The organism is Ralstonia sp. AU12-08 (genome assembly GCF_000442475.1).
Taxonomy (GTDB): Bacteria; Pseudomonadota; Gammaproteobacteria; order Burkholderiales; family Burkholderiaceae; genus Ralstonia; species Ralstonia insidiosa.
On record NZ_ASZV01000007.1, the window covers coordinates 70,413 to 84,261 of the forward strand.

At 63.2% G+C, this 13,849-nt stretch carries 16 protein-coding genes; 6 read left to right on the plus strand and 10 right to left on the minus strand.

Features of this window, described 5'->3' with window-relative positions; all coding sequences use genetic code 11:
• Both leuD and leuC read right to left on the minus strand, forming a co-directional pair.
• Entirely contained in the window at positions 1 to 663 is a 663-nt protein-coding gene (leuD, locus tag C404_RS34685; protein ID WP_021193314.1) for a 3-isopropylmalate dehydratase small subunit, read from the minus strand.
• On the minus strand, positions 656 to 2,062 hold the full coding sequence (gene leuC / locus C404_RS34690; RefSeq protein WP_021193315.1) for a 3-isopropylmalate dehydratase large subunit: 1,407 nt from the start codon (positions 2,060 to 2,062) through the stop codon (positions 656 to 658). Before leuC ends, leuD begins: the two co-directional genes overlap by 8 nt.
• 127 nt (positions 2,063 to 2,189) lie before the next feature.
• Between leuC and C404_RS34695 the strand changes: the two genes are divergently transcribed.
• Positions 2,190 to 3,110, plus strand: coding sequence for a LysR family transcriptional regulator (locus C404_RS34695; protein WP_021193316.1), 921 nt, complete (start codon positions 2,190 to 2,192; stop codon positions 3,108 to 3,110).
• A gap of 136 nt (positions 3,111 to 3,246) precedes the next feature.
• On the opposite strand, the gene C404_RS34700 is transcribed toward C404_RS34695, so the two are convergent.
• Positions 3,247 to 3,726 (minus strand): VOC family protein, encoded by a 480-nt coding sequence (locus C404_RS34700; RefSeq protein WP_021193318.1) that lies wholly within the window; start codon positions 3,724 to 3,726, stop codon positions 3,247 to 3,249.
• A gap of 205 nt (positions 3,727 to 3,931) precedes the next feature.
• Complete coding sequence (locus tag C404_RS34705; protein ID WP_021193319.1) at positions 3,932 to 4,432, minus strand: hypothetical protein; 501 nt, start codon at positions 4,430 to 4,432, stop codon at positions 3,932 to 3,934.
• A gap of 240 nt (positions 4,433 to 4,672) precedes the next feature.
• Between C404_RS34705 and C404_RS34710 the strand changes: the two genes are divergently transcribed.
• Together C404_RS34710 and C404_RS34715 are read left to right on the plus strand one after the other, a co-directional pair.
• Positions 4,673 to 5,017 carry an ArsR/SmtB family transcription factor gene (locus C404_RS34710; RefSeq protein ID WP_021193320.1) on the plus strand — a complete coding sequence of 115 codons (345 nt, stop codon included), beginning with the start codon at positions 4,673 to 4,675 and terminating at the stop codon, positions 5,015 to 5,017.
• Positions 5,007 to 5,519, plus strand: a complete 513-nt coding sequence (locus C404_RS34715) for an SRPBCC domain-containing protein (protein WP_021193321.1) — start codon at positions 5,007 to 5,009, stop codon at positions 5,517 to 5,519. The genes C404_RS34710 and C404_RS34715 overlap by 11 nt, the downstream gene beginning before the upstream one ends.
• Positions 5,520 to 5,593: 74 nt before the next feature.
• Here the strand turns inward: C404_RS34715 and C404_RS34720 are convergent, their stop codons facing one another.
• From C404_RS34720 to C404_RS34740, 5 genes are all read right to left on the minus strand, one after another.
• Positions 5,594 to 6,364 carry a class I SAM-dependent methyltransferase gene (locus C404_RS34720; protein WP_160170164.1) on the minus strand — a complete coding sequence of 257 codons (771 nt, stop codon included), beginning with the start codon at positions 6,362 to 6,364 and terminating at the stop codon, positions 5,594 to 5,596.
• Entirely contained in the window at positions 6,351 to 7,376 is a 1,026-nt protein-coding gene (locus C404_RS34725; RefSeq protein ID WP_021193323.1) for an aminotransferase class I/II-fold pyridoxal phosphate-dependent enzyme, read from the minus strand. Before C404_RS34725 ends, C404_RS34720 begins: the two co-directional genes overlap by 14 nt.
• Entirely contained in the window at positions 7,373 to 8,707 is a 1,335-nt protein-coding gene (locus C404_RS34730) for a radical SAM protein (protein WP_021193324.1), read from the minus strand. The genes C404_RS34725 and C404_RS34730 overlap by 4 nt, the downstream gene beginning before the upstream one ends.
• A gap of 95 nt (positions 8,708 to 8,802) precedes the next feature.
• Positions 8,803 to 10,236 (minus strand): nicotinate phosphoribosyltransferase, encoded by a 1,434-nt coding sequence (locus tag C404_RS34735; protein ID WP_021193325.1) that lies wholly within the window; start codon positions 10,234 to 10,236, stop codon positions 8,803 to 8,805.
• Positions 10,237 to 10,307: 71 nt separating this feature from the next.
• Complete coding sequence (locus C404_RS34740; protein ID WP_021193326.1) at positions 10,308 to 11,345, minus strand: bifunctional nicotinamide-nucleotide adenylyltransferase/Nudix hydroxylase; 1,038 nt, start codon at positions 11,343 to 11,345, stop codon at positions 10,308 to 10,310.
• Positions 11,346 to 11,500: 155 nt separating this feature from the next.
• On the opposite strand from C404_RS34740, the gene C404_RS58745 reads away from it, so the two are divergent.
• Positions 11,501 to 12,067, plus strand: coding sequence for a hypothetical protein (locus C404_RS58745; protein ID WP_152524404.1), 567 nt, complete (start codon positions 11,501 to 11,503; stop codon positions 12,065 to 12,067).
• Positions 12,068 to 12,134: 67 nt separating this feature from the next.
• Here C404_RS58745 and C404_RS34745 read toward each other — a convergent pair whose 3' ends face one another.
• The gene (locus tag C404_RS34745; protein WP_021193328.1) at positions 12,135 to 12,722 is read right to left on the minus strand and encodes a chorismate mutase; all 588 of its coding nucleotides are present in this window, start codon (positions 12,720 to 12,722) and stop codon (positions 12,135 to 12,137) included.
• Between the two features lie 191 nt (positions 12,723 to 12,913).
• Between C404_RS34745 and C404_RS34750 the strand changes: the two genes are divergently transcribed.
• Both C404_RS34750 and C404_RS34755 read left to right on the plus strand, forming a co-directional pair.
• Positions 12,914 to 13,264, plus strand: coding sequence for a hypothetical protein (locus C404_RS34750; protein ID WP_021193329.1), 351 nt, complete (start codon positions 12,914 to 12,916; stop codon positions 13,262 to 13,264).
• 76 nt (positions 13,265 to 13,340) lie between these two features.
• The gene (locus tag C404_RS34755) at positions 13,341 to 13,781 is read left to right on the plus strand and encodes a GFA family protein (RefSeq protein WP_021193330.1); all 441 of its coding nucleotides are present in this window, start codon (positions 13,341 to 13,343) and stop codon (positions 13,779 to 13,781) included.
• Positions 13,782 to 13,849: the final 68 nt, after the last annotated feature.

Below are 13,849 nucleotides of genomic sequence, written 5' to 3' on the forward strand. Positions count from 1 at the left end.
TCAGAGGCTGCTGCCCGGTGTCATTGCGGCAAGGCGCGCGCGCGTGGTGGCGGCAACGTCGCGCAGCCAGGGGCGTGTTTTCCAGTGCGCTTGCTGGAAGGCGTCGATCTCGGCCCAGCGCGCCAGCGTGGCGCCGATCATGTCCAGGCCATGCAGGAACATGTGGCGATGGCGCTCGGACAACGAGAACGTTGCCGCAACGCTGTGGCTGCGCACGGTCATCGTTTCCACATCGATGGCGATGCGGCTGGTGGCCGGGTTGGATACGTCGGCCAGGATGCGCTCGACAACTGCCGCATCGAGCATCACCAGCAGCAAGCGGTTGTTCATCGCGTTGCTGTAGAAGATCTCGCCAAAACTTGGCGCGATGACGGCCCGGATACCGAACTGCTGCAGGCCCCACACGGCGTGCTCACGGCTGGAGCCGCAGCCGAAGTTGCTGCCGCCCACCAGAATGGAAGCGCCTGCATACGCCGGCTGGTTGAGAACGAATTCGCTGCGCGGCTGGTGATCGGCGTCGTAGCGCAGGTCATAGAGCAGGCCCTTGTCGAGGCCGGACTTGTCGATGCCGCGCAGGAACTGCTTGGGCATGATCTGATCGGTGTCGAGGTTGGGCGTGGGCAGCGGCGCGGCGATGCCTTCGATGCGTTGGTTGTCAGACATGGGCGGCCTCGGCTTGCTGTGCTTGCAGTTGACGGACGTCGGTGATGCGGCCGGTGATGGCTGCCGCGGCGGCCATGGCAGGGCTCATCAGGTGTGTGATGCCACCGCGCCCCTGGCGCCCTTCGAAGTTGCGGTTGGTGGTGGACGCGCAGCGCTCACCGGGGGCGAGAAAATCGTCGTTCATGGCCAGGCACATCGAACAGCCCGGCTGGCGCCATTCAAAGCCGCTGGCCTTGAGCACCTCGGCAATGCCTTCCTGCTCGGCCTGGCGACGCACCGCACCTGAGCCCGGCACGACCATCGCGCGCACACCTGGCGCCACCTTGTGACCGCGCACGATGGCCGCGACGGCGCGCAGGTCTTCAATGCGCGCGTTCGTGCACGAGCCGATGAATACGCGCTGCACGGGCACACCCTCGATGGCCATACCGGCTTGCAGGTTTGTGTAGCGCAACGCCTGGGCGGAGGCTGCGTCCGGCTGCGGGATCGTGCCCGTCACGGGGATCGCCTGATCGGGGCTCGTGCCCCAGGTCACGTACGGTGCAACGTCGCGCGCGTCGAAGCGGTGCTCGGCATCGAACTGCGCATCGGCATCGCTGAACAGCTGGCGCCAGTCGGCTAGCGCAGCACTGGCGTGCATGTGTGCCACATCACGCGCATGTTCGAGCACGTAGCGCGTGGCCTTGGCGTCCGGCGCAATGAGCGCCCCGCGTGCCCCGGCTTCCACCGCCATGTTGCACAGGGTCATGCGTGCTTCCATGGAGAGCGCCGCAATCGCGCTGCCCATGAACTCGACCACGTAACCACGCGCACCCTGTGCACCGACGCGGCTGATGATGTGCAGGATCAGGTCTTTGGCGGTGCTGCCGAAGGGCAGTTCGCCGTCCACGCGAATGCGCATGTCTTGCGCGAGCCGGTAGACCAGCGTTTGCGTGGCCAGCACGTGCTCGACCTCCGACGTGCCGATGCCAAACCCCAGCGCGCCGAATGCGCCGTAGGTGGTGGTGTGGCTGTCTCCGCAGAGCACCACCATGCCCGGGCGGATCATGCCCAGCTCCGGCGCGATCACGTGCTCGATGCCCTGCAGCGCGTCGTTCGTGTCGAACAGGACGATGCCGTGCTTGCTGCAGTTCTTCGCCAGGTTGGACGCCTGCAGCGCCGATGCCGGGTCTTGAATGACGCGCACCCGCACCGGGTGCGTGGGGATGATGTGGTCGACCACGGCCATCTGCTGGCCCGGCCCGGCGACCGCGCGGCCAGCTTCTGCCAAGCCAGCAAAGGCTTGCGGGCTGGTGTACTCGTTCATGATGTGCAGGTCTGCGTAGAGCAGTACGTTCTGCGCATCGAGCTGGGCAACCGTGTGTGACTCCACCAGCTTCTGATACAGCGTCTTTGCCATGCTTCCTCCAATTCGGGTGGCCGGTCGTATTGATTGGGCCCGGCCCACCGGTGAACTGGAGTGTAGATATGCAGAAGCGTTTTATAATTGGCGGAGAAATTTATCTATTCTTCATTCCAATTGAATAATGGATCGCGTATCGGATCTGGAGTTTTTCACCCAGCTGGTCAAGCAGGGCTCGCTGGCCGCGCTGGCGCGCGAGCTTGGCGTGACGCCGCCGGCCATCACCGCGCGTCTGGCGCAACTGGAGAAACGGCTGGGCGTGCGGCTGCTCAACCGCACCACGCGTCGGCTGAGCGTCACCCACGAGGGCGAGATCTATCTGGCCACCGGTGCGCGGCTGCTTGAAGAGCTGCAGGAACTGGAGCAGACCGTCTCCAGCAGCCGGGGCACCCCCAAAGGGCTGCTGCGGGTGAATGCGACGTTCGGGTTCGGGCGCCGGCATATCGCGCCGGCCGTGGTGGAATTTGCGCGGCGCTATCCCGAGGTGGAAGTGCAGCTTGAGTTGACGGACCGTTCCGTCAACCTGGCGGACAAGGCGTTCGACATCGGCATCTGGTTCGGCACGGTGCCGGACTCGCGCATGGTGGCGCGCAGGATCGTCAGCAACCGCCGGCTGCTGTGTGCGTCCCCCGAGTATCTGAAACGCGCGGGCGTGCCGCAGGTGCCACGCGATCTGCAATCACACCAGTGCATCGTGCTGCGCGAGAGCGATGCGGCTTACGGCACGTGGTACCTCACGCGCGCCAGCAAGCAGGCGACCATCAAGGTGCGCGGCGTGCTCAGCACCAATGACGGCGAAACCGGTGTGCTGTGGGCGCTGGCCGGCTACGGGATCCTGATGCGCTCCGAGTGGGACATCCACGAGCACGTGCGCGCGGGGCGCCTGGTGCCCGTGCTGGCCGACTGGGCATTGCCCGCGGCCGACATCTTTGCGGTGTATCCGGAGCGCGCCAACCTGTCGGCCAAGGTGAGCGCGTTCATCGACTTTCTGACGGACTGGTTTGGGCAAGAGGCGGCATGGGCGGAGGCCCGACGCCGCGTGTGAGACAAGCTGTGCGTTAGGCCAGCTTGCGCGCGTCTTGAGCGTGCTCCGCTTCCAGATACATCTGCAGTACGGCATCGCGCTTTTCCAGCAGGAAGCGGCGCAGGATGCCCATCCCCGCACAACTTGAGGAAAAGCGTTAGCCGCGTCGCGCTGCCTCAATCGCGGCGATGTCGATCTTGCCCATCGTCATCATCGCGTCGAAGGCGCGCTTGGCTGCTGCACGGTCGGGGTCGCTGATTGCTGCGATGAGCGCCCGCGGGGTGATCTGCCACGAGATGCCCCAGCGGTCTTTGCACCAGCCGCAGGCGCTTTCCTGGCCGCCGTTGCTGACGATGGCGTTCCACAGGCGGTCGGTTTCGGCTTGGTCGTCCGTGGCAATCTGGAAGGAGAAGGCCTCGTTGTGCTGGAAGGCCGGGCCGCCATTCAGCCCCAGGCAGGGAATGCCGGCCACGGTGAACTCCACCGTCAGCACATTGCCCTGCTTGCCCGCGGGGTAGTCGCCCGGCGCGCGGTGGATAGCCTGCACTGCGCTGTCGGGAAAGGTCTCCGCATAGAAGTTGGCAGCATCCACCGCATCGTGGTTGAACCAGAGACAGATCGTGTTTTTGCTGGGCATGTGGGTCTCCTGAAGAATCGGGCAGGGGCGTCCGCTGGTTCCAACCGACTTCAACCCGAGCTTTTTGCACGGCGCCTCAGCGTGCGGCGTGTCGTGAATGGCCGGCATCGGTTGACACCATCCAGTGACGAACGACAAACGGTCTCGTATGACCGTTCAACGTTCAACATCATCGGACCTCCGGTGGCTCCTGGTGTGAGCCCCGTTACTTGGCAGCGTTGGGGCGTGCTGCTAGGGGGAGCACCTGGTGGATGCGGCCCGACGGGGAAATTTTGAATGTCTTTGTTTCTGGCACCGAAGGACAGCACATTGAATCCTTGGGGCCCAGCGATCGGCCCTTCACCTTAATGGTTCCGCTTGAAATTCTGACGCCGGTGTCGGTCATGCCGCCTTTTCCTCCGACTTCAACGGGCGGTGTGATCTTTTGGTTGGCAAGTACAACCATGTAGCGCACCCAGTTGTTCGAGCACGTGCCAGGTTGCGCTTGCGGATCTTGCCCAGCGCATGCGCCTTCGGCGGTGTAGTTCGCCACGGTGATGCCGTGTTCGGTTTTCACCGTCCGGGCATCGCAATACTCGGTAGCCCGTAGCGCGATCATGTGTTGTTGAATCGCCTTCTCAATCTTGGCAGGCGCAGCAGGATACCCCCCAGCTAGCACGTCAAGCGAAAGCACAAGGAGCGGGAGCATCGCGAAGAGGCGTTTCATTGCGTGCCCCCAACGATTGTGCGGCGAGGGGGGCATTCATGGTTTGGCATACGAGCCGCAATCGTGACGCCGAACTCAACTGACCTACCAGCAATCGATGGCGCGGGTTCATCCTTGCGAGGTGCCGAGAGCCGCAGCCGCATTGTTGGCCCTGTGAAAGACGTTGAATACGCGCCCATGGGTTTTCTCCAGCATCGCATCATGTTGCAGTGAAAAATCATCGAGAGTATAGTTAGCCAAATGGATAACAATTCAATTGCGCTAGACGCGATCTTTCATGCGCTTGCAGACCCGACGCGCAGGGCTGTTGTTCATCGGCTCGGTAGCGGGCCCGCAACGGTGAGTGAGCTGGCAGAGCCATTCGACATGGCCCTGCCGTCGTTCATGAAACACGTGCGGGTACTGGAAATGACCGGGTTGATCCGTTCCAGCAAGAGCGGCCGAATCCGGACGTGCGTGCTTGAACAAGAGAAGCTGGATGCCGCAGAGCGCTGGTTTGCAGACCAGCGCGCGACCTGGGCAAGCCGGTATCGCAACCTGGACAACCTCTTAGAAGAGCTGAAGGGAGAAGGTGATGAACGCTAAGCTTCAATTCGATTTTCTCGTCGACAAGGAAAAGAGCCGCATCACCGTGAAGAAGGCATTCGCGGCAAAGCGCCAGCTCGTGTGGGATTGCCACACGAAGCCTGAATTGCTCGATCGATGGTTTGCACCCAAGCCCTTGACCACCAAGACCAAACACATGGAGTTCAAGGCCGGGGGCTATTGGCATTACGGCATGACCACCCCTGACGGCCAGACGTTCTGGAGCCGCCTGGACTATCAATCCATCAATCCGATCGACGGCTACACGGCCCTGGACGGCTTCAGTGACGAGACCGGCGCCGTGAACCCCGACATGCCCAGGGCGCGTTGGGATGTCACCTTCGCCGAAGCAAAAGAAACGACGCTGGTGACGACTGTTGTGGTCTATAACTCGCCGGAAGATGTGCAGAAGGTCATCGACATGGGGTTGAAGGACGGCATGGCCTCCACCCTTGAGCGACTCGACGAGCTTCTGCTGGTCATCGGTGCAGCAGAGGCCTAGGCGTCAGGTGTGTGCAGGCCTTTCGGGTCAGGCGTAGCGGACTTCCGTATCGCTGCGCTTGGCCGGGGCGTACGTCAGGCGGCACGGCAGAACAGAATCTGCTTGGGCGAGTGCGTTGTAAAAGGCGACCCGTCGTAGCCTCCCAAACGCCGAGCAACGTCGAATCCGTTGAACCGGCACAGCGCCAGCAGCTCTTCCGGGAAAAAGCAGCGCATGCTGACCTGCTTGGTCCGGATGCACTCGCCGTTGCGCAGGTAATAGAGCTCGAATCTCAGGATCTGGCTGGCCGTGTCGTAGTCCGAAGTCGCCTCGACGCGGATTTCCCTTCCCTCGGCGTCAACCATTGACTTGTGCAGGTAGCGGGTATCGGCCGATCGCGCCAGCTTGCGGATGTCCGGATTGAACACATCGAGGATCAACGTGCCGCCCGGCGCCAGCACGCGCTTTGCGGAACCCAGAAACGCGTTGACCGAATCCAGGTCGTGCAGATGCTGCATGGCGTTGGTGGCCGAGAAAATCAGCGAGAAGCGCCGTTCTGACTGGATCGCCCGGCAGTCCTGCTCAAGCCAGGTCACATCCAGCCCTTCGGCCTGCGATTTCTGGCGTGCCCGGTTCAGCATGGATCGCATGACGTCCAGCCCTGTGATGTCGACGCCGGCTCGCGCAATGGGCAGCGTGATGCGGCCAGTGCCGCAGGCCACTTCCAGTACGGGGCCACCGGCTTGCTTGGCCTGCTCGATGAAGAAGCTGGCGTCGTGCGCTCGGTTGGCGAATTCCTGATCGTAGAAATCGGCGTCTTCGTAGACGGCCATGTCGGCAAGCGGCGTCATGTCAGGTTGATGCATGGTGTTGTGGAGCAAAGCCATCGGACAGGCTGGTCAGGATGCTGCCGTTCCAGCCTCCGGCGCCGAAGGCGCTTGCCGGGATGGCCAGCAGGCCGTAGTCATTCAGGAGTTGCTCCGCACTGAACGGCACGGGAAAGAGGTAGCAACCGGGCGCACTGTTGGCTGGTGCGACCAGCCGTACATCGCGAACTGTTTGGGGCAATCGCTCGGCAAGGCTGCGTGCACGTGCCTGAAGCGCGTCGACCACCCGCGCCGGGCAGTCTGCCGCTGCAGACAGGAAGTGATGCGCGAGCTGCAGTTGCATGGCAGATGGGGGATCTTCGCGGAAATCGGTTTCGAATCCAGTGCAATCCTCACCCACCAGCGCCACGCCGAATGTCTGCGGTGTGAGCCAGCCCTTGGTGGCCGAGTGGAGCAGGATCGCGCGCTCGGTCTGCAGCAGTTTCATCGTTGTGGGATGAAACGGCGCGCCCAGGTCGTAGACGCAGTCGATCAGCAGGCGCCGGCCGGGCGCTGCGTTGACCCATGCCAGCAGGGCCGCGCACTCCTCATCGTTCAGGAATCGCCCCAGCGGTTTGAGCGGGTTCGCGATGAGGAGAACCTCGGGGCCGTCGGTCCCCCCAGCTGTGGGAAAGATTGGCGCGGGCAGCGTCGGGAACGTCTGCGGTGTGATGCCTGCCGACTGCGCGAGCGCTTGGTAAACGGGGTAGACATCACTCGGCAGCCACAGATGAGCGCCTTTCGCGGACAGCCGCCTGAAGATCAATTGCAGAGCGTGCCGCACCCCTCGACACACGAGCGCCTGGCGCGAACGCCCGGTATCGAAGCCATACCGTTGCAGCCATGCCCGCGCGAGATCGCAACGGTGTACCCGCTGCGGTGTTTCCGATGGATCGAGATGCGGTTGCAGCGAGGCGAGGGCGCCGTACAGATTTGTCTCTGCGCAATCCACTACGTCGGGCGTCGTGCGCAGGCAGGCCTCGCGCCAGAGTTTGAACGCTGCGAAATTCATGTCGGGGTCTCTAGGGTGAGTTCGCTCGCGCGGTCTTCCAGTGATGCAAAGCAGTGGCCGTCAGCCATCACGTTCCAGCTTCGGGCAATGCCATGCGAGCGTTCCCAGTACAGGCTTGGTTCGGTATAAGCGGCAATGCGCATCGGTCGGCCAGCCCATTTGCCGGCAAAGACCGGCGCGCCCCACGGCAGCCGATGTTCAACCGAAAAACCTTCGCGTGCAGCGAAGCTGGTCACAAGTGCAAGCGGCACCTGGTGATGCCGACTCCAATCGTTTGCCGCGCGATCGAAGTACATCGATTCCGTGCTGGTTGAAACGTAGAGTTCCTTGAAGCAGATCTCTTCAACGCCCAGGTCTGCCGCCCAGGTCAGATATTGTGCGAGCGTCGCGTCGTCTTCCACGCCGTCGTCCTGCAGAACGCAGATGAACCGCAGGCGCAGATCCGGCCAGAGATGACGATGCTCGCGCCAAGTGCTTGCGAGCGCTTCAACTGGCGTGTTGAGCTTCATGATGCGTTCGTTGCGCTGCGCATCAAAGTGATGCCGGGAGAGGGACAGCACACGCAGCCCGGCATCATGCAGGGCGCGCAAGCGCGCAATGCGCTCGGCTTGCGCAAGCGTCGCAAACGCGTGCCCGTTGGAGATCAGCACCACCTTGCTGAATCGCTCCGCGCAGCACGCAATGAGTTTTTCAAGTTGCACAAATGGCAGCAGTGTCGGCTCGCCACCACCGGTGATCACGGCGCGTTCGGCACCATGCGCAGCCGCCTTGTCCAGCCATGCGCCAAGCGTGTCCCAGTCCGGCCGGTATGCCGCCTGGTCGCTGGAGATCGACGCCTTGGAAAAGCAGAACGCGCACTTGGCCTGGCAGCCTTGTGCGATGGGCAGGATGGATAGGGTGCGCGGTCGCAGCGCGGCAAACGCTTGAAACTGCCCGCTCAACAGTCGCAGCGACGCTGCCGTCATGTCCTCGATCACCGTGCGGCGCCATGCCATGCCGCCGTCCTTGGGCTCCAGGTCATACAGTGCGCTGAGCCTGATGTGGTCTGCGTGAATGAAGACCCCGCGTCCGGTGGCCGTGTTTTCCTGGATGAGCGCCGGATCGACCTGGGTTTCCAGCAAGATCAACCGGTTGCCAGGAATTGCCAGCTTCTCAAGCAACTGCGAAGCCTTCTGGTAACCGATGTCGAGGTCGCCACGCTCCAGCAGATAGAAGCGATCGGGATAGGTGCTTTCCGGAATGCCGGCCTTTGCATAGCAATGCGTGTACTTGTCGAATGCCCGTGCGAAGTTGGACAGCACGGTCACGTGATAGAGCTTCTTCTCGATCATGATCGGAATCCGTTTCTTGATGCTTCTGCTTCTGCCGCGGCGGAGCCACGGGTAAAGGTGGCCCGGGTCGCGGCAGACGCGCTACAGCCTTGTACTCAGACTTCGTGCGCCTGGGCGCGGGCGCGTACGTCATCCAGCGACACGTCGATCAGCAGCTTGCCGCCGTCAAAGACGGTTTGGAGTGCCTCTTCCCAATCGCCCTCGACGCGGCGGTCGTCCCAGGCCAGCGGTAACGTTGCGGTTTGGTAGGCGCCGGTCTGGCGATTGCGCAGCAAGGTCAGGCGCCCTTGCTTGGAGCGCTTGCCGGCATCCGTGACCGGGTCCTTGCAGACATCGCGCCAGACATCGTCCACCTTGACCGCCGAGCACTTCATGGCAAAGCGCTGCGTGTCGCGGTTCAGTTGCTGCAGCAGCGCGCCGCCCATGCCGAACACGATGTTGTCTGCCGCGTAGCCGGCGGCTTCCATTGCAGCCAGGATGGCTTCGATGGATTCCGCATTGACGCCATCGCCCTGGATCACACGCACATGGTTGAGCACGCGATACCCCTTGCCGTTGACCATCGAGCCGAAGGCTTCGTCCAGCGCGCGCAGGGTCTGCATCACGATGGTCTGCGGGTCGCCGGAGTCTGGTCGAATGACCAATGTGGCACCGGAGTCGATGACGGCCTGCCGGAGCTCCGTACCCCACATGCGCAGCGCCGCAAACAGGTCATACGAGTCCGACACCACCGAGACGATTGCCCCCGGCTTGCCGAACTGCCGCAGCATGTTGCGATACGCATCGCCTTCACCGTCCCGGCCCCAGGCCGTGATGGTGCTGTGCTCAGCCGCCGGCACCGAGAACGCTGCCATGGGCGCGTTGTAGTAGGCGTTGGCCGCCACCACGCCCAGCACCGTGTCCGACCCCATGAAGCTCACCAGGTGTGCGGCACCGCCAATGGCCGAGGATTCCGCGCTCGACACACCGCGCGCGCCAAAGTCGTGCACCTTGAACGGCAGTTGCGAAATGTCGTCGCTGGTGCGCTCCAGGTAGCGGCGCACGAGCTGCCGCAACTGCCAGCTCTGCGTGGCCACTGTCACCGGATACCACACGCGCAGCAGCATCGTTTCGATATACGAGGTCAGCCAGAATACCTGCGGGTCGTCGCATTCCACGGTCACGAGCACGTTGTGCGTGGGCACCACCGAACCTTCCGGCACCGCACGGATACGCACCGGCAGATAGCCGCCATAGGCCTCGACGATATAGCGCCAGCCGGCTTCATTGAATGGTTCACCGTGTGCAGCGAAGAGGGCGCGGGCCTCGTCGATCATCGCCGTGGTGATGGGCTGGCTGAGGTATTCCTTGAGCAGCATCTGCAGCCCGAAGAACAGCGTGCTGTCATAGCGCCCGCCGCGCGACTCGATGTACGAGAACATCGCCGAAGTGCCCGGCGGGTACTGCAGGTAGTGGGAAGCCTTGTACGAATCCGTGTTGAGGATCGGATTGGACAGGATGGACGACAGGCGACGCAGGTCGTTTTGCATGGCTAGAGCTCCTCTATGCCGTTGAGTGGCCGCCGGGTCTGTCCCAGCGGGTGAAACTGGTGAGGTAAGCGTTAGAGCTTGCCGAGGAAGTGGTAGGCGATGTCGAAGTGGTCCTCAAACATGACGCTGCGCATGCGCGCGAAGTCGTTCAGCGGGACCCAGCGCGCCTTGTCGGCATCGTCGCCGCCCTTGACGCGCGGCAGCTCACCCACGGGAAAGCTGAACAGGAACGCGTGCGTGATCGTCCGCCCGCGCAGCGAGCGTTGCGGGTGATCAAACACCTGCCGGTCTTTCAACGAGCCGCGCAGCACGGGCTCCGGCAGCTTGAGCCCGGTCTCTTCGCGCAACTCGCGCAGGCATGCGGCCTCCAGCCGTTCCTCCTGGTTCACGAAGCCGCCCGGCAGCGCCCACAGGCCACGCCCGGGCTCGCTGCGCCGGCGCACCAGCAGCAGGTGGCCGGAATGCACGACCACCGCATCGACGGTGACGAAGGTGACTGGATACGGCGCCGCCGACCAGGCTTTCTTGTAGCCGGCAATGAACTCCGCTTCCGCCTTCAGTTGCGCGAACGCCGGCTGGTTGCGGAAGCTCTCCATCCACTCGAACACCGGCGCGGGCACAGCCCACGACACGAAGCTGTTGCTGCGCTCGGCCAGGAACTGCTCGCGGATCTCGGTGGCGGAAATGTCTTCGGTGCTGTCGACTTCCACCAGCTCCCACTGCGGAAACATGCGGAGGTAGTACGAGGTGCCGTCCTTCTCGTGGCCGATGATGCCGATCTTGCGGCCAGCGGTGTCGCCCAGTTCGGCGGCCACCGCGTCTTGTACCCAGCGGACCCAGTCGCCGTCGTTGTAGGTGGAGTCTTGCACCGGCGCAAAGCGCACGCGGGTGCGGGACGCCGCGTCCAGCGCAGAGGCAATCATCTGCCGGCGCTCGTCGAACGAGAACGGGTCTTTGATGGTGCGGGGTTTGTCGGTCGAGCCGATCAGGACGCAAACCGTATCGGCAAGGCTCAATGCCCGGCGCAGTACGTCAAGGTGTCCACGGTGCATCGGCTGGAAACGGCCGATGAAGACAAGCGCATCGAAGCGCTTTGCATTGGTGCTCATGAGGCTCCCTCAAGAGATTGGCGGTGTTGGGTCTGTCCCGTAACCGTGAATAAATACTACGCGCCGGCCCCATTGAGCGTCAAATGAAAATCTCGTAAAAATGCGCACTGTGCAACGGCATTCGACCCGTTGCCGGACGGTTGAACCAAGACAAGATGCCTGCCCTTACCAATGTCATCCCGAACGAAACCTGGCAACTCGCGTTGGAGTTTGAAGGGCAGGAGATTCGCCTGTTCGACGCATCGATCGCCCGGGCAGAGAAGAATTGGCCCGAGCTTGCCTATCCGCACAAGCTCAAGAACCTGACCTTTGACGCGCGGCAAGTGTGCTGGCCTGGCGATCGCGTTCTCGATGCGGCCTATCTCTATGAGAAGTCCAAGCCGATCGAAGGCTGGGCCCTGCAGCGCCAGGTGCTCCGGCTTGGCGACAAGAACCAGGCACCGACCTCGCAGCATGCGTCGCATCACGTCTACGGCGTGTGGCTCTGCCCGTTCAGGGAGCGGGCGTTCGAGCTTGGCGAATCCATCGGCGGCGGGCACGCCGATACGGGCGGGTCGTCAGGGTTCAGCCTTGCCGGGCTGCGAGCCTCGCAGGGCTGGCAGCATCACTTCGATCTGTCGGACTGTGTCTGGGCTGTGCCGATGGTGGAGGCGGCCAGTGACCAGGCGACGTTGCTGAACGCGCTGGTCAGGGAGGTCTGTCGCCGGGCGGGCACGCTGTAGGCCCACGCGGGACATCGCACTTCAGGTCGGCCGGTTTGATCAGTCACCGCGCTGACATATCCGTCGCTCAGGATTTGACGCAAAGCCGCGCGGTGGCGCGATCCAGCGCAATGCGATGCAGCGTATCGAGCGATTTCTCGCGGGCAACGCGGCCGATTTCCTGTGCGATCTGCAGTGCGCAATCCGCCTGGCTGCGGGCTGGTGCAGCGTCACGCAGGCTTTGCAGGATCGACGTCTGCAGTGTGTCCAAGCGCGGCCGGATGTCGCCGGACAGGCTTTGGCGCGGCGTGTCGGGTGCGGCGCCGGCCCTGCGCCAGTCGTTGAGCAGGGCGTATTGCACTTCCTTGTTGGCCTCGATCTGGTCGGCAAAGACATTGGCCACGTCCGTCGCGTTCAACCCGAAGGTGGGCGCGATGCCCGAAACGTTGGCGATGACCTTGGCTTCCCGTTCCGGATCGTAGACCGATTGACCGCTGTCCCACTTGCTCAGGGCCACCTGATCGGCGGTGACGAGGCGATCCGCCAGATGGCGCAGCAGCGGCGCGAAGGTGCTTTCCTGCGCAGTCACCGGTGTTGCACAACCCGCCACGAGACACAAGGTGCAGGTGAGCAGCGCGGTCTTGAGCATGACGGATGGCTTGAGGGTGAGGTTCATGGCGGGCGTTGGCAGATTGCCGGAAGTCTGGGAGGGTTGGCAGCCGTCATGATACCGATGCAGCCCGGCATCCGGAGCGCGCCCACATTGCGTTTGCACGTGATGTTCTCCACAAACCCAGGTATCATGCGGACTACGCGCCGTGTATGTCTGCAAAGCCAGCGGCGGCGCGGTTAGCTGAGCCTACGACGATGGATTTTTACCCCGATCTGGAAGGTTTGCCGCTGTTCGCCAAACCCGCATTCGGCTGGGAGGATTCGGTGTCGGCAGCGCCCGCCGACCCCCCCTCCGCCAAACCCCGCCGCCCGCGCCAATGGCGCGGCCCGATCACGCATTGGGAACGCGGCTACCGCTCTCACTACTATCGCGACAAGCGCGGCAAGAAGCTCGGTGAAATCCACCTGAGCCCGCGTGGCGATGCGCCGCTCGTCTACCGCTGGCTGGCGGGCACGCTGTCGGGCATCGAAGGGTCGCTCTCGCATGCGCGCATGCGCGTGGAAGAGGCAATCGGGTTTGGCATGCGGCAGATGGCGCTGTTCTAAGCGGCGCAGCGTTACCAGCCGACCTGAGCGGGCGCTCGTAGAATGCGCACCAGCATTCCAGCTCTGGAGCTCAGGTTTGACAGCAATCCCCGATACCCTGCAATGCATCTGTGGCCGCGTGCAACTGCGCATTGCCGGCGCGCCCGCTGCACGCGCCAATTGCCACTGCAACGCCTGTCGCGATTTCTACGGCACGCCGGTACTCTCCGCCACCGCGTGGGACCCAGCCAACGTTACCGTTGAACGTGGCGCCGGCGAGCTCATCGCCTTCCAGCACCCTACACGCCAACTCAAGCGCCACTTCTGCCGCCATTGCGGAGAGACCCTGTTCGGCAACAATCGCCTGGGCATGGCGGTGATCCCGAACAGCCTCTTCGCGCGCGCCGCACAGAACGGTTTGCCTGACGCATTGGCACCGACCATGCATCTGTTTTACCGGCACCGTGTGGTGGATGTGGCGGATGCATTGCCCAAGTACCTGGACGGGTGGGACGGCCCGACTTACGAGGCGGTATAACCCGATGCCGAACGCTGTGCCGTCGCCTGACCCTCTTGGGCGATGGACTCGGTCTTCCCAGATACCGC

Excerpts from the sequence above, each read along its gene's own strand:
- C404_RS34710 (WP_021193320.1), top strand. The coding sequence starts at position 4,673 with ATGGATAACAATTCAATTGCGCTAGACGCGATCTTTCATGCGCTTGCA.
- C404_RS34730 (WP_021193324.1), bottom strand. The coding sequence starts at position 8,707 with ATGATCGAGAAGAAGCTCTATCACGTGACCGTGCTGTCCAACTTCGCA.
- C404_RS34750 (WP_021193329.1), top strand. The coding sequence starts at position 12,914 with ATGGATTTTTACCCCGATCTGGAAGGTTTGCCGCTGTTCGCCAAACCC.
- leuC (WP_021193315.1), bottom strand. The coding sequence starts at position 2,062 with ATGGCAAAGACGCTGTATCAGAAGCTGGTGGAGTCACACACGGTTGCC.
- C404_RS34715 (WP_021193321.1), top strand. The coding sequence starts at position 5,007 with ATGAACGCTAAGCTTCAATTCGATTTTCTCGTCGACAAGGAAAAGAGC.
- C404_RS34720 (WP_160170164.1), bottom strand. The coding sequence starts at position 6,364 with ATGCATCAACCTGACATGACGCCGCTTGCCGACATGGCCGTCTACGAA.
- C404_RS34725 (WP_021193323.1), bottom strand. The coding sequence starts at position 7,376 with ATGAATTTCGCAGCGTTCAAACTCTGGCGCGAGGCCTGCCTGCGCACG.
- C404_RS34740 (WP_021193326.1), bottom strand. The coding sequence starts at position 11,345 with ATGAGCACCAATGCAAAGCGCTTCGATGCGCTTGTCTTCATCGGCCGT.
- C404_RS34695 (WP_021193316.1), top strand. The coding sequence starts at position 2,190 with ATGGATCGCGTATCGGATCTGGAGTTTTTCACCCAGCTGGTCAAGCAG.
- C404_RS34705 (WP_021193319.1), bottom strand. The coding sequence starts at position 4,432 with ATGAAACGCCTCTTCGCGATGCTCCCGCTCCTTGTGCTTTCGCTTGAC.
- C404_RS58745 (WP_152524404.1), top strand. The coding sequence starts at position 11,501 with ATGCCTGCCCTTACCAATGTCATCCCGAACGAAACCTGGCAACTCGCG.
- C404_RS34735 (WP_021193325.1), bottom strand. The coding sequence starts at position 10,236 with ATGCAAAACGACCTGCGTCGCCTGTCGTCCATCCTGTCCAATCCGATC.
- C404_RS34700 (WP_021193318.1), bottom strand. The coding sequence starts at position 3,726 with ATGCCCAGCAAAAACACGATCTGTCTCTGGTTCAACCACGATGCGGTG.
- C404_RS34745 (WP_021193328.1), bottom strand. The coding sequence starts at position 12,722 with ATGAACCTCACCCTCAAGCCATCCGTCATGCTCAAGACCGCGCTGCTC.
- leuD (WP_021193314.1), bottom strand. The coding sequence starts at position 663 with ATGTCTGACAACCAACGCATCGAAGGCATCGCCGCGCCGCTGCCCACG.